The 14,370-nt window shown below is 60.9% G+C and carries 11 protein-coding genes and 1 pseudogene; all 12 read right to left on the bottom strand.

Going from position 1 to position 14,370, the window contains the following annotated elements; translation table 11 throughout:
* Positions 1-62: 62 nt before the first annotated feature.
* On the bottom strand, positions 63-1,340 hold the full coding sequence (locus tag PMI31_RS17825; RefSeq protein WP_008019601.1) for a flavohemoglobin expression-modulating QEGLA motif protein: 1,278 nt from the start codon (positions 1,338-1,340) through the stop codon (positions 63-65).
* Positions 1,341-1,372: 32 nt separating this feature from the next.
* Positions 1,373-1,927, bottom strand: coding sequence for a hypothetical protein (locus PMI31_RS17830; protein ID WP_008019602.1), 555 nt, complete (start codon positions 1,925-1,927; stop codon positions 1,373-1,375).
* A 152-nt stretch (positions 1,928-2,079) separates the two neighbouring features.
* Positions 2,080-2,796, bottom strand: a complete 717-nt coding sequence (locus PMI31_RS17835) for a TetR/AcrR family transcriptional regulator (protein WP_008019604.1) — start codon at positions 2,794-2,796, stop codon at positions 2,080-2,082.
* Between the two features lie 99 nt (positions 2,797-2,895).
* On the bottom strand, positions 2,896-4,398 hold the full coding sequence (gene lysS / locus PMI31_RS17840; RefSeq protein WP_008019605.1) for a lysine--tRNA ligase: 1,503 nt from the start codon (positions 4,396-4,398) through the stop codon (positions 2,896-2,898).
* A 95-nt stretch (positions 4,399-4,493) separates the two neighbouring features.
* A protein-coding gene (gene prfB / locus PMI31_RS30545; protein WP_109790603.1) for a peptide chain release factor 2 occupies positions 4,494-5,589 on the bottom strand; the annotation gives its coding sequence in 2 pieces (ribosomal slippage) (positions 4,494-5,516 and positions 5,518-5,589; 1,095 coding nt in all).
* 125 nt (positions 5,590-5,714) lie between these two features.
* Positions 5,715-6,798: pseudogene (locus PMI31_RS17850) on the bottom strand (diguanylate cyclase domain-containing protein).
* 48 nt (positions 6,799-6,846) lie between these two features.
* A complete protein-coding gene (locus PMI31_RS17855) occupies positions 6,847-7,857 on the bottom strand; it encodes a chemotaxis response regulator protein-glutamate methylesterase (protein ID WP_008019610.1) in 1,011 nt (336 codons plus the stop codon).
* Complete coding sequence (locus PMI31_RS17860; RefSeq protein WP_008019611.1) at positions 7,854-10,121, bottom strand: hybrid sensor histidine kinase/response regulator; 2,268 nt, start codon at positions 10,119-10,121, stop codon at positions 7,854-7,856. Before PMI31_RS17860 ends, PMI31_RS17855 begins: the two co-directional genes overlap by 4 nt.
* Positions 10,118-10,798, bottom strand: a complete 681-nt coding sequence (locus PMI31_RS17865) for a chemotaxis protein CheW (RefSeq protein WP_008019613.1) — start codon at positions 10,796-10,798, stop codon at positions 10,118-10,120. The genes PMI31_RS17860 and PMI31_RS17865 overlap by 4 nt, the downstream gene beginning before the upstream one ends.
* Complete coding sequence (locus PMI31_RS17870) at positions 10,795-12,066, bottom strand: CheR family methyltransferase (protein WP_008019614.1); 1,272 nt, start codon at positions 12,064-12,066, stop codon at positions 10,795-10,797. The genes PMI31_RS17865 and PMI31_RS17870 overlap by 4 nt, the downstream gene beginning before the upstream one ends.
* Entirely contained in the window at positions 12,063-12,599 is a 537-nt protein-coding gene (locus tag PMI31_RS17875; RefSeq protein WP_008019615.1) for a chemotaxis protein CheW, read from the bottom strand. The genes PMI31_RS17870 and PMI31_RS17875 overlap by 4 nt, the downstream gene beginning before the upstream one ends.
* Positions 12,599-14,221 (bottom strand): methyl-accepting chemotaxis protein, encoded by a 1,623-nt coding sequence (locus tag PMI31_RS17880; protein WP_008019616.1) that lies wholly within the window; start codon positions 14,219-14,221, stop codon positions 12,599-12,601. The genes PMI31_RS17875 and PMI31_RS17880 overlap by 1 nt, the downstream gene beginning before the upstream one ends.
* Positions 14,222-14,370 lie beyond the last annotated feature (149 nt).

Genomic DNA, 14,370 nt, shown 5'->3' on the forward strand with positions numbered 1-14,370 from the left:
TGCGTCAGTTGAATCGCGGTGCGGCGTTCGCTGGCAAGCCAGCTCCTACAGGGGTGTGTGGATCACAATATGTTGGAGTAATCCGCCTCGATCCGGTCCAGGCTCAGGTGGTTGAGGAAGTTGGAGAAGCACATCCACGCCGACAACGCGTTCATGTCACGGAACTGTTCCGGCAGGTACTTGGGCGGTACCACCAGGCCTTCATCCACCAACTGGCGCAAGGTGCGCATGTCTTCCAGGGTGGTCTTGCCACAGAACAACAGCGGTATCTGCTCCAGCTTGCCTTTACGCACCGCCAACTGAATGTAGTTGTAAATCATGATGAAGCCCTTGAGGTAGGACAAGTCTTTGGTAAATGGCAGACCTGTCGGCACCGAGCCGCGGAACACGCGGCTGGCGTTGCTGTAGCTCTCGGGCATCTCGAAGCCTTGTTCGCGGAAGAACTCGAACACCTGCAGGAAATCCGCACCCTCCTCCACCATGTGAATGGCCCGCGTGCGGTTGGTCAGTTTGCGCAGGCGGCTCGGGTAGGAGGCAAAGGTGATGATTTCCATCAGGATCGCCAGGCCTTCCTGGGTCACCGTCGACGAGGGCGGCCCCTTGGACAGAAAGGTGCAGATCGGCTGATTCAGGCCATTGAGTGTCGTACCTACATGCACCAGCCCTTCGTGGACTTCCAGGGCCCGCACGTCACGCTCGTTGAACATCGCGTCGGTGCGGATCTTGATGTAGTCGGCACCGGCCGCCGCATCGGCGACAATCCCGTCGGACTCGAACACCCGAATGGTTTCCTCGGCTTCGCCAAACACCTTGTTCAAGCGATGCTGCAACATGTCGACCGCATCCTTGGCAGTCAGCGTTTTCGGTTCATCTTTCAGATCGCCACGACCGTCGATGTTGTTCAGGTACTCGGACAGCATCATGCCCAGGTCGGAGAGGGTCGGGTCGCCGGCATGGAATGCATCGGACGCGGCGCCATACAGCTCCTGGGAAATCAGGCCGAAATCCTCGGTGCCGCGCGCTTCGAGCATGCGCACCACCATGCGGTATTCCTTGCACATGCGCCGCATGATCTGGCCGACCGGGTTGAACTGGCCAAGCTGGCGGGTGATGTCGCGCTCGATATTCTGGAACTCCAGCTTCACTTTGCTGGAATCGAACGCCAGTGGCCGGTTGAGGTAGTAGTCACGGTCCACTGCCGGCATTTCCTTGCCCTTGGCCTTGAGGAAGCCCTTGCGAATGTTGTCGTCCCATTTGACCGCATCAAGGACACGGATCGGTGTCTGCGCCAACACGATGCGATCGGACAAAATGCGTATCGACTGTTGGTAATCGTCCACGCGAAACTCCTGTAGAAACCCGTTGTTGCCGGTTATTTGGTTTTGGCCTGACGCTGGTAGCGCAGCGCTTCGACGAACACATCGGAATTGGCCGGGTCGTCGAGGTAGGCCGATACCTGGTCCATCTGGCTGTTGATCAACACACCATCGCCATCGTCGGTCTGAAAGCTTTCGCCACTGAGTGCCTTCTGCCCCAGTGCCTGCTTGATCTGCTCGAGGTCGAGGTTGTACACCACCAGTTCATGCTTGTCGGTGAGTTCGAACCCGGCAATGGTGAAATACCCGCCGAACTGCGCCGGCACCTTCGCCGACAGATACCAGCGGCTGCCATGGCGCGATACCGTGAAGGAATAGGCCTCCCGCTCCCTGGGCCTGGCCCGGTAATAGCTGACGGCCTGATAACGGTTGTCGCCGATGCGGGTCAGTTCGAGGTTGAGCGGCTCGCCCCAGCCATTGGTGCTGGTCCATTTGCCGAGCAATCCCTTGGGCGCAGGTTCACTTGCAGGCAGCGGCTCCTTGAAGGTCACCAGACAGCCACCGAGCAGCAGGAACGACAAGGCGATCACAACGACACGCCAGGCTTTCATTCAACACTCCCTATGAACACAGCGCCGACCTAAACTGCACTCCCGCCCCTGTAGGAGCGAGCTTGCTCGCGATGGTGGTTCAGCAACATTGGTGTCGACTGACACTCCATCGCGAGCAAGCTCGCTCCTACAGGGGCAGGTCTCCGCCGGGATTAGACCGACGCCAGCACCAGATGCATGTAGCGCGTCAGGATGCCGAGCATTTCCTCTTCGGCGGCAGGCTCGCCTGCGTTGAGCAGCCCCTGATATTCCATCCGACCGATAATCGCCGTCAACACCTTGGCATCCTGATGCGGCTCGCGCGAGCCCAGCACCTGGAACAGCTGGCAGGAGCCCTGCAACAGGATTTGCTGATGCGAGCGCACCAGTTCGGCCAGGCGCGGGTTCAGCAACGCTTCCTGGCGGAACGCCTGCTCGGCCATCAAATGTTCACGGCGATTGACCAGTTGCCGGTGAACGTAATCGGTCATCAGCCGCGCAATGTCGTCCGCCAGTTTCGAGCGCGCCTGCGGGCTGCCATCGCCACTGGCGATCATGTCGCGCAACAGCCCCTCGTTGTTCACCCACAGCTTGCCCATGTAAGCCGCACTGCGCTCCACGTACTGGGCGAAGGTATCGGTGAGCAAGTCATCGATATCCTTGAAATAGTAAGTGGTCGCGGACAACGGCACTTGCGCCTCGGCGGCCACGGCACGGTGCCGGACAGCACGCACGCCATCGCGCACGACAATGCGCATCGCGGCGTCGAGAATGTCCTGTCGTCGCTGTTCACTGCCCTGTCGGCTGGCCTTGCGACCCTGGTACTGAACGCTTTCAGCGACCGCAGTGGCGATACCCGCTGCACCTTCTTGAGCCATTGCACGAATCACGACAGGTATTTCCTCTCAGATGAAAGTAACAAGTTGATACGTTTGTACCAGACAGGCAATAAAAAACCGCCTGAAAAGGCGGTTTTTCAATTGAAGCACTTACGCTTGCGGCCGCATGTGCGGGAACAGGATCACGTCGCGGATCGACGGTGAGTTGGTCAGCAACATCACCAGACGGTCGATGCCGATGCCTTCACCCGCCGTTGGCGGCATGCCGTACTCCAGCGCGCGAACGAAGTCGGCATCGTAGTGCATGGCTTCGTCGTCGCCGGCGTCCTTGTCGGCCACCTGCGCCATGAAACGCTCGGCCTGGTCTTCCGCGTCGTTCAACTCGGAGTAGGCGTTGGCGATTTCACGACCACCGATGAACAGCTCGAAACGGTCGGTGACGTTCGGGTTCTCGTCGTTACGACGGGCCAGCGGCGACACTTCGAACGGGTACTGGGTAATGAAGTGCGGCTGTTCCAGCTTGTGCTCGACCAGCTCTTCGAAAATCATCACCTGCAGCTTGCCCAGGCCTTCGAAACCCAGCACCTTGGCGCCGGCCTTCTTCGCGATAGCGCGAGCCTTGTCGATGTCGTTCAGGTCGTCAGCGGTCAGCTCAGGGTTGTACTTGAGGATCGAGTCGAACACCGACAGACGCACGAACGGCTCGCCGAAGTGGAACACCTTGTCGCCGTACGGCACGTCGGTGCTGCCCAGAACCAGCTGAGCCAGTTCGCGGAACAGTTCTTCGGTCAGGTCCATGTTGTCTTCGTAGTCGGCGTAAGCCTGGTAGAACTCCAACATGGTGAATTCAGGGTTGTGACGAGTCGAAACGCCTTCGTTACGGAAGTTGCGGTTGATCTCGAACACTTTTTCAAACCCGCCAACAACAAGGCGCTTGAGGTACAGCTCCGGCGCGATACGCAGGAACATGCCCATGTCCAACGCATTGTGGTGGGTTTCAAACGGCTTGGCTGCCGCGCCGCCAGGAATGGTCTGCAGCATCGGCGTTTCCACTTCCAGGAAGTCACGCTTCATCAGGAAGCTGCGGATGTGGGCGATGACTTGCGAACGCACGCGGAAAGTCTGGCGCACGTCTTCGTTGACGATCAGGTCAACGTAGCGCTGACGGTAGCGCTGTTCGGTGTCGGTCAGGCCGTGGTGCTTGTCCGGCAGCGGGCGCAGGGATTTGGTCAGCAGGCGCACGCTGGTCATTTCAACGTACAGGTCGCCTTTGCCGGAACGTGCCAGGGTGCCCTCGGCGGCGATGATGTCGCCCATGTCCCAGGTTTTCACCGCGGCCAGGGTTTCTTCGGACAGGGTTTTACGGTTGACGTAGACCTGGATGCGCCCGGTCATGTCCTGGATCACCATGAACGAGCCACGGTTGAGCATGATACGACCGGCAACCTTGACCGGGATCGCAGCCTCTGCCAGCTCTTCCTTGGTCTTGTCCGCGTACTGTTTCTGCAGTTGCTCGCAGTAGTTTTCGCGGCGGAAGTCGTTCGGGAAGGCATTGCCCTTGGCACGCTCGGCAGCAAGCTTTTCCTTGCGCAGGGCGATCAGGGAGTTTTCTTCCTGTTGCAGGGCTTGCGGGTCGAGTTCTAGGTCGCTCATGTCTTTAAATATTCCATCTGGTTCGTTGTCCCCGGCCTGCGGCCGGGGATCGCCGGCAAGCCGGCTCCTACAGGGGATCGCGGTGTGTCAGTGTATTACAGCCCGGACTTCAGGCTCGCTTCCAGGTATTCGTCGATGTCGCCATCGAGCACCTTGTCGCAGTCGCTGCGTTCGATGTTGGTGCGCAGATCCTTGATCCGCGAGGCATCGAGCACGTACGAACGGATCTGATGACCCCAGCCGATATCGGACTTGGTGTCTTCCAGCGCCTGGGACGCCGCGTTGCGCTTCTGCATTTCCTGCTCGTACAACTTGGCCCGCAGCATTTTCATGGCGGTGTCTTTGTTGGCGTGCTGGGAACGTTCGTTCTGGCAGCTGACCACGGTGTTGGTCGGTACGTGGGTGATACGTACGGCCGAGTCGGTGGTGTTTACGTGCTGACCACCGGCACCGGAGGAGCGATAGGTATCGATCCGCAAGTCTGCCGGGTTGATTTCGATTTCCACCTTGTCATCGATCTCTGGCGAGACGAACACCGCGGAGAACGAGGTGTGGCGACGGTTGCCGGAGTCGAACGGGCTCTTGCGCACCAGACGGTGTACGCCGATCTCGGTCCGCAACCAGCCAAACGCGTATTCACCCTTGATGTGCACGGTCGCGCCCTTGATCCCGGCCACTTCACCGGCCGACAGTTCCATGATGGTCGCGTCGAAACCGCGTTTGTCGGCCCAGCGCAGGTACATGCGCAGCAGGATGTTGGCCCAGTCCTGGGCTTCGGTGCCGCCGGAACCGGCCTGGATGTCCAGATAGGCGTTGTTCGGGTCCATTTCGTGGCTGAACATGCGGCGGAATTCCAGCTTGGCCAGACTTTCCTCGAGACGGGCCAGCTCGGCGACGACATCGCCCACTGCGCCTTCGTCGTTTTCTTCGACGGCCATGTCCAGCAGGTCACGGCAATCGGCCAGACCGGTGTTCAGCTCGTCCAGGGTATCGACGATTTGCGCCAGCGCAGCGCGCTCGCGGCCCAACTCCTGGGCATATTCAGGTTTGTTCCAGACACTCGGATCTTCAAGCTCGCGATTGACTTCAGTCAGACGCTCATGCTTTTGATCGTAGTCAAAGATACCCCCGAATAGTTTCGGAGCGCTCGGACAGGTCCTTTATGGTGTTCAGGATCGGGTTGATTTCCATGACGGGCAGCACTCGTTGGCGAACTTTTGAAAGCCGGCGAGTATACCGGGAAACGGCCGGTAACGGCAGTCCGCCTGGCTGAAAAGCCAAGCCCTTGCAGGAGCGAGCTCGCTCGCGAGAAACGCTCAGGCACCGTGTTTATTCAGGCAGCCATCGTCATCGTTCACGACCATCGCGAGCAGGCTCGCTCCTACAGGGGGAGGTTGTTCAGCCGATGCCCACCTGATTGCGCCCATTATTCTTCGCCTGATACAGCCCCTTGTCCGCCGCCAGGATCAGGTCACGGCAATTGCTGCCGGTTTTCGGGGTGATGGTCGCCAGGCCGATGCTGATGGTCAGGCTCGACCCTTCGCTCGGGGAGCTGTGGGGAATCTTCAAGGCCTCCACGGTCATGCGCAGTTTTTCCGCCACCAGGCGCGCACCACCTTGGGAGGTATTGGGCAACACCAGGGCGAACTCTTCGCCACCATAGCGGGCCGGCAGGTCGGACGGCCGGGCACTGGCGTCTCGGATCGCCGTGGCAACCTTGCGCAAGGCCTCGTCGCCTTCCAGGTGGCCGAAGGTGTCGTTGTAGGTCTTGAAGTAATCCACATCGATCATCAGCAACGACAACTGGCTCTGCTCACGCAGCGAACGGCGCCATTCCAGCTCCATGTATTCATCGAAGTGCCGACGGTTCGACAACCCGGTCAGGCCATCGGAGTTCATCAGGCGTTGCAGCACCAGGTTGGTGTCGAGCAACTGCTGCTGGCTGACCCGCAACGCCCGGTACGCCGCGTCCCGTTGCAGCAGGGTCATGTAGGAGCGCGAGTGATAGCGGATGCGTGCGACCAGTTCGATGGTATCCGGTAGCTTGACCAGATAATCGTTGGCCCCGGCCGCGAAAGCTGCGCTCTTGATCAACGGGTCTTCCTTGGTCGACAGGACGATGATCGGAATGTCCTTGGTCGCCGGGTGATTGCGGTATTCGCGCACCAGGCTCAGACCGTCAAGGCCGGGCATGACCAGATCCTGCAGGATCACTGTCGGTTTGATGCGGACCGCATGGGCAATGGCCTGGTGCGGATCGGCGCAGAAGTGGAAGTCGATGTTTTCTTCGTTCGACAACCCGCGCCGTACTGCCTCGCCGATCATCGCCTGATCGTCCACCAACAACACCATGGCGGCATTTTCGTCAGTCTTGAAGTCGTCGAGCTGTAATTCATTCATGTGCGTTCACCTGAGAACTGCCTATGCCAGGATTGCTGCTAATGGTAGTCATTTTGGAAAGATCTCCAGCAATCGTGGCGCTATCTTTTCCAGCGGGCGTATTTCCACGGCGGCGTCGATGGCCGCGGCCGCCTTCGGCATGCCGTACACCGCACTGCTGTTTTGGTCTTGTGCGATGGTCAGGTAGCCCTGTTGGCGCATGAGTTTAAGCCCTTGGGCGCCATCACGCCCCATGCCGGTGAGCAAAACCCCCACGGCGTCACCGTTCCAGTAACTGGCCACGCTCTCGAAGAACACATCGATGGAGGGTCGGTAGATCTCGTTGACCGGCTCGGCGGTGTAGGCCAGCGTGCCGTTTTTCAGCAAGCGAATATGGTGATTGGTGCCGGCCAGCAACACCGTGCCGCTTTGCGGCGGCTCGCCTTCCTGGGCCAGGCGCACGTCGAGGCCGCTGGTGCTGCCGAGCCATTCAGCCATACCGGCGGCAAACACCTGGTCAACGTGCTGCACCAGCACGATGGCCGCAGAGAAATCATGCGGCAGGCCCTTGAGCAAGACTTCCAGCGCTGCCGGTCCGCCTGCGGACGAACCGATGGCGATCAGGCGCTGGCGCGAAGCCGAACCGCGTGGCGGGCCTGGCATTGGTCGCGGCTGATTGCTTTTGTCGCCGATCAGCCAGCCGATGTTCACGACCTTGCGCAACAACGGTTCTGCCGCCTCCCGGGCATTGCCGGCACCGAGGGCCGGGGTATCGACCACGTCCAGGGCGCCATGGCCCATGGCTTCGAACACCCGGTGCACGTTCTGCTGGCGATCCACGGTGACGATAACGACGGCACAGGGCGTTTCGGCCATGATCCGTCGAGTCGCCTCCACGCCGTCCATCACTGGCATGATCAGGTCCATCAGGATCAAGTCCGGCGTGTTTTCGGCACACTTTTGCACGGCTTCCTTGCCATTGGCGGCCACCCAGATCACCTGATGCGCCGGCTCGAATGCCAGGGCGCGGCGCAGAGCCTCCACCGCCATTGGCATGTCATTGACGATTGCGATCCTCATGCACGTGCTCCTCCGATGAGCTCGACCACTGCATCGAGCAAGGCGTCGTCATGAAAACTGGCCTTGGCTAGATAATAGTCGGCCCCGGCATCCAGTCCACGGCGCCGGTCCTCTTCACGATCCTTGTAGGACACCACCATCACCGGCAGCGATTGCAGGCGATTGTCCCGACGCAGCAGCGTGACCAGTTCGATGCCGTCCATGCGTGGCATATCTATGTCGGTGATCAGCAGATCGAAATCCTCCGAACGCAACGCGTTCCAGCCGTCCATGCCGTCCACGGCAACCGCCACGTCGTATCCGCGATTGAGCAACAGCTTGCGCTGCAACTCTCGCACGGTCAGGGAATCATCCACCACCAGTATTCGTTTGCGGGCCGCCTCGACCACCTGATTGCCGTGACGGGCAATGCGCTCCAGACGCCCGGTGTTGAGCAGTTTTTCCACCGATCGCAGCATGTCTTCGACATCGACGATCAGCGCCACCGAACCGTCGTCGAGCAAGGCCCCGGCGGAAATGTCCTGCACCTTGCCCAGACGCTCGTCCAGCGGTAGCACCACCAAGGTCCGCTCACCGATAAACCGCTCCACCGCCACGCCGTAGATCGCATCACGCTCGCGAATCACCACGACTTTCAGGGTTTGCCCGCTGTTCTGGCTGACCGGGCGTTGCAGCAATTGGCTAGCCGCCACCAGGCCGACATGCCGGCCTTCGTGCCAGAAATGCTGACGACCTTCGACCTGCACGATATCCGCCGGCGCCAGATCACACATGCGCTCGATGTGCGCCAGCGGGAAGGCATAGGCTTCGTCGCCGACTTCCACGACCAGGCTGCGCACCACCGACAGGGTCAGCGGCACTTCAAGGTGGAAACGACTGCCCTCGCCCGCCTTTTGCTCCAGCACTACCGCGCCGCGCAACTGCCGCACCATGTGCTGCACAGCATCCAGGCCGACGCCGCGACCGGACACCTCGGTGACCGTGTCGCGCAGACTGAAACCGGGCAGGAACAGGAACGTCAGCAACTCTTCTTCGCTCAACTGCGCGGCGGTTTGCGCGGGCGACAAGTTTCGTTCAACGATACTGCGACGGACCTTTTCCAGGTCCACGCCGTTGCCGTCATCGCTCAATTCCAGCACCAGCAGACCGGCCTGATGCGAAGCTCGCAGGCGAATCAGACCTTCAGCCGGCTTGCCTGCCAGCAGGCGTTGCTCCGGGGTTTCGATGCCGTGGTCTACCGCATTGCGCAACAGGTGAGTCAGTGGCGCTTCGAGCTTTTCCAGTACGTCGCGATCAACCTGAGTCTTCTCGCCTTCAATCTCCAGTCGCACCTGTTTGCCCAAGTCGCGCCCCAGATCGCGGACCATTCGCACCTGCCCGGTCAGCACGTCGGCAAACGGCCGCATGCGACAGGCCAGCGCCGTGTCGTACAACACCTGCGCCCGCTGGCTGGCGTGCCAGGCGAACTCATCGAGTTCGGCGTTCTTTTCCATGAGCAACTGCTGGGATTGCGCGAGCAAACGGCGCGCATCCTCAAGGGTTTCCTGCACCTCCAGGCTCAAGGCGTGATCCTTGAGGTGAACATTGAGACTCTCCAACGCTCGCAGGCTGTTGCTCTGCATGCGTTTGAGTCGCTGCATGGTCGCAAGGTGCGGTTTGAGCCGCTGGGTTTCCACCAGGGACTTGCTCGACAGATCGAGCAGGCTGTTCAGGCGTTCGGCGGTGACACGCAGCACACGTTCGCCATTTTCGGTGGTGCGTGTGCTGCGCGGGGCTGGAGCCGGTGGCGGTTCGGCGGCAGGCGCCACCGGCTCGACCTTGGGCGCAGGTGCTTCGAGCTGAAGTTCGGCCATCACCGGTGCAGCAGGCGTACCCGCAAGGTCCGGCAACAGTGCCATCAACGCCACATAGGCCTCGATGTCCGCGGCCTCCGGGTTACTGCCCGGCGTGGCGATACGCATCAGCAAATCGGTACCTTGCAGCAACGCATCGATATGCTCGGGGCGCAGCAACAGACGCCCTTCCTGGGCACTGACCAGGCAATCTTCCATCACGTGGGCGACGCTGACCCCGGCATCGACGCCGACGATCCGCGCCGCGCCCTTGAGCGAGTGCGCGGCACGCATGCACGATTCAAGCTGATCGGCCTGGGTCGGGTCACGCTCAAGCGCCAGCAGGCCGGCACTCAAGACCTGGGTCTGAGCTTCGGCTTCCAGGCTGAACAGCTCCAGCAAAGAGGTGTCGCGCATTTGCTCGGGGGTCATGTGAGGCTCCGGGTCACGGCGGACAGCAGCTGTTCTTCATCCAGCCAGCGCAGGCTGCGACCTTTGAATTGCAACACGCCACGGGTGTATTTGGCGCTTGCCTGTGCACCTGAGCGCGATGCGCTATCGAGGATGCGCTCGTCAATGGCGTGAATCCCGTCGACTTCGTCCACCGGCACCACCACCGGCCCACCATGGGCCGCGATGATCAGCATGCGCGGCATGACCCGGGTACCGGGTGCCAGGTTGCTGGTGCCGTCGAGGCCGAGCAGCTCCACCAGTGACAGACAGGCAACCAGTGCACCGCGCACATTTGCCACGCCGAGCAAGGCGCGGGAACGCTGGTGCGGCAACGAGTGAATCGCCTGCAGCGGCGACACTTCCACCAAACTGCGCGTAGCCAGGCCCAGCCACTCTTCACCCAGTCGGAACATCAACAGCGAACGGGTTTTCACCTCGCTCTCGACCGCGACGGACACTGGCCCGCGATCTTCCTGCTGCAATGCATAGCGATCGAGCAAGCGCGTGGCAGCCGCCGAATACACCGCACAATTGCGGCAATGAACATGTTCGGCCAGCAACGGGCAGGACTTGTCGCCGTGGATACCGATACGGTTCCAGCAGTCGTCGATGGCCTGGGCATCCCGGGTGACGCTAAAAGTGTCGGAGGCGATCATCGTTTACGCTCACTGTCGGCGGCGCGCCCGCTGCGGACGGCACGCGCCTGCAATCGTCTGGCCCCCGCCGCGTCGCCCTGGGCCTGCAGCAACGTGGCCAGGTGCATCAACGCGTCGGAATGTTGCGGTTCGAGGTACAACGCCTTGCGATAAAAACCCTGGGCTTCCAGGACGTTTCCGGCGACATCACTGAGCAGTCCCAGCCAATAGAACACCTGGGCTACCGGTTCATGACTGCGCAAATAGCTTTCACAAGCAGCCCTCGCCTCGGCGCTTTTGCCTTCGTTGGCCAGCGCGGCGATGTTCGCCAGCAGCACGGTCGTATCGGTACCAGACGTTTTCGGCGCAGCAGCCAGCGGCACGACACTGGCGAATGGACGACTGCGCACTGGCGCAGGCGGTGGAGTGCGCAGTGGTTGCGGCACGGGCAATGGTGCTGGAACGTATGCCGGCAAGGGTTCAGGGGCCGAAGTCCCCTGTCGACTGAACGCAAAGGACTGCGCGATACCGATCGAGCGCATCCCCAGACGCCCCAGCAGACCGCCTTCGGCCGGGCCGATAAACAGCACGCCGTCAACGTGGGTCAGGCACTTGAGCACTTCGAAGACTTGCTTCTGGGTCGCCTGGTCGAAATAGATCAGCAGGTTGCGACAAAACACGAAGTCGAATGGCGGCTCACCGGCCAGCAAGGCCGGATCCAGCAGATTGCCGACCTGCAAGCGCACCTGCTCCTGCACACGCGAGTTCAGTCGATAGCCATCGCCCTCGGCAATGAAATGGCGGTCGCGAAACGCAATGTCGTCACCCCGAAAGGAGTTCTTGCCGTACAAGGCTCGCCTGGCTTTTTCCACCGACAACGGGCTGACGTCCATGCCGTCGACCTTGAACTGGTGTGGCTGGAGCCCGGCATCGAGCAACGCCATGGCGATCGAATACGGTTCTTCGCCTGTGGAGCACGGCAAACTGAGAATCCGCAGTGCGCGCAGGTTGTTGATCTCGGCCAGACGCTTGCCCGCCAGTTTCGCCAGCGTGGCGAATGATTCCGGATACCGGAAGAACCAGGTTTCCGGAACGATCACCGCTTCGATCAATGCCTGCTGCTCGTCCCACGAGCCCTGCAAGGTTTGCCAATACTCATCGGCCGAGGGTGCTTGTGAAGCGATGCTGCGCTGGCGAACCGCTCGCTCGATGATTGCCGGCCCCACCGAGGTCACGTCGAGTCCGATACGTTCCTTGAGGAAGTCAAAAAAACGCTGATCGCTGTTCATGGCCGCTCCTCCAGCAGCGCCGGATCCATTGGCGGCGAGGGAAACAACAATGTGCGCACTTGATCCTCCAGCAGATCGCTGACCCGCACCCATTGCAGCAAGCCCTGCTCGTCCTTGCGGACCGGCCCGAGGTAAGGCGTCTGGCGATTGTCCAGGCCGTAGGGCTGAAAATCCGCCGGATCGCAACGCAAGGTGTCGGTCGCCTGCTCCAGAATCAGCCCGAGCAGCTGTGTCTCGCAGGCGTCATCCGGACGATAGTTGACCAGCACCAATCGAGTGCTGGTACGGGCCTGTGCAGGCGTACCAAACGTCAGTGCGCTCAAGTCGATCACTGGCACCACAGCACCCCGATAGGCGAACACCCCGGCGACCCAGGCGGGGGCATGGGGAATGGGCTTCAAGGGCAGGCGCGGCAGTACCTCGGCCACTTCGATAGCCTTCAAGGCATAGCGCTCGTTGCCGATGCAAAACACCAGAAACAATGCATGCGGCGCCTGCTTCACGGCAGAGCGTTTGGCCGTGATTTCGCTCATCAGACTTTGAATCGCGAAACGCCGCTGCGCAGCCCGACGGCCACCTGGCTCAGCTCATCGATGGCGAAACTGGCCTGGCGCAGAGACTCGACCGTCTGGCTGCTGGCATCACCCAACTGCACCAGCGCATGGTTGATCTGCTCGGCACCAGTAGCCTGGGCCTGCATGCCTTCGTTGACCATCAACACCCGCGGCGCCAGCGCCTGGACCTGATGGATGATCTGCGACAACTGCTCGCCGACCTGCTGTACCTCGGACATCCCGCGACGCACTTCTTCGGAGAACTTGTCCATGCCCATGACCCCCGCCGATACCGCCGACTGGATCTCGCGCACCATTTGCTCGATGTCGTAGGTGGCCACCGCCGTCTGGTCCGCCAGGCGCCGCACTTCGGTGGCGACCACGGCAAAACCGCGTCCGTACTCCCCGGCCTTCTCGGCCTCGATGGCAGCGTTGAGCGACAACAGGTTGGTCTGGTCAGCGACCTTGACGATGGTGACCACCACCTGATTGATGTTGCCGGCCTTCTCGTTGAGGATCGCCAGCTTGGCGTTGACCAGGTCGGCCGCGCCCATCACCGAGTGCATGGTTTCCTCCATGCGCGCCAGGCCCTGTTGCCCGGAGCCGGCGGCCACGGAAGCCTGATCGGCGGCGGTGGAGACCTCGGTCATGGTGCGCACCAGGTCCCGGGAAGTGGCGGCGATCTCACGGGAGGTCGCGCCGATTTCCGTGGTGGTGGCGGCGGTTTCCGTGGCGGTGGCCTGTTGCTGCTTGGATGTCGCGGCGATCTCGGTCACCGACGTGGTCACCTGCACCGACGAACGCTGGGCCTGGGACACCAGAGAAGTCAGCTCGGTCATCATGTCGTTGAAACCGGTCTCCACCGCGCCGAATTCGTCCTTGCGCTCCAGATTCAGGCGGCTGCTGAGGTCACCGGTGCGCATGATCTCGAGGATTTTCACTATGCGGCTCATCGGCGCCATGATGGCGCGCATCAATAGCAAACCGCAGAGGCCGGCAGCCAGGACCGCCACCAGCAGGGAAATGCCCATGCTGATTTTTGCCGCAAGTACGGCGTCGTCGATGGCGGCCATTTCGTGATCGGCCACCGCTTTGTTTTCGCGAATGATGTCATTGAGCTTCGTGCGGCCTGCGGTCCAGGCCGGGGTCAGTTGCTCGGTGAACATCTTGATGGCCTCGGACTCCTGTTTGCGGCTGTGCAGATCGAGTACAGTCGTCAGAATCCTGCTGAACTCCTCGTGCCGTTGTTCGAAAGCGGCAAACTCGACCTTGTCCTCATCGGTCGTGATGGTGTTGCGGTAGTTGCCCATCTGCTCCAGCAGGCGCGCCTCGAAAGCCTTGAACTCCGCGGCGTCTTCACTGCTGATGCCCTGCCCTTCTTTCAAGCCGAGCAATTCCTGTGTCTGCAGGAAGGAGTCGACCCAGGCACTGCGAATCATCGAGCTGTAATAAACCCCCGGCAAAGCGTCGTCCCGAACGCTGGCTTCGCTGTCTTCGATCTTCAGCAATCGCGAATAGGAGAGGACCACCATCAGCAACATGATGGTGATAATTACCGCAAAGCTCGCCAAAATTCGTTGGCGCAACGTCCAGTTCTTCACAGTCTATCCTCAGGGCCTGATGCGAAATGCGGGGGAGTATAGCTGAGGGCGGTGTTTCATTTATAAGACGGATGCGCGCCACTTCTCATCCCGTTGAAAAAGGCGCGATGGATCGGCCATTGGCGACGTGGTGCAGCTGAAAACGCCAT

The organism is Pseudomonas sp. GM55 (genome assembly GCF_000282395.1).
Classification (GTDB): domain Bacteria; phylum Pseudomonadota; class Gammaproteobacteria; order Pseudomonadales; family Pseudomonadaceae; genus Aquipseudomonas; species Aquipseudomonas fluorescens_CC.

Coding starts and splice junctions, on each gene's coding strand:
- PMI31_RS17855 (WP_008019610.1), bottom strand. CDS start 7,857: ATGAGGATCGCAATCGTCAATGACATGCCAATGGCGGTGGAGGCTCTG.
- lysS (WP_008019605.1), bottom strand. CDS start 4,398: ATGAGCGACCTAGAACTCGACCCGCAAGCCCTGCAACAGGAAGAAAAC.
- PMI31_RS17860 (WP_008019611.1), bottom strand. CDS start 10,121: ATGACCCCCGAGCAAATGCGCGACACCTCTTTGCTGGAGCTGTTCAGC.
- PMI31_RS17870 (WP_008019614.1), bottom strand. CDS start 12,066: ATGAACAGCGATCAGCGTTTTTTTGACTTCCTCAAGGAACGTATCGGA.
- PMI31_RS17830 (WP_008019602.1), bottom strand. CDS start 1,927: ATGAAAGCCTGGCGTGTCGTTGTGATCGCCTTGTCGTTCCTGCTGCTC.
- PMI31_RS17875 (WP_008019615.1), bottom strand. CDS start 12,599: ATGAGCGAAATCACGGCCAAACGCTCTGCCGTGAAGCAGGCGCCGCAT.
- PMI31_RS17865 (WP_008019613.1), bottom strand. CDS start 10,798: ATGATCGCCTCCGACACTTTTAGCGTCACCCGGGATGCCCAGGCCATC.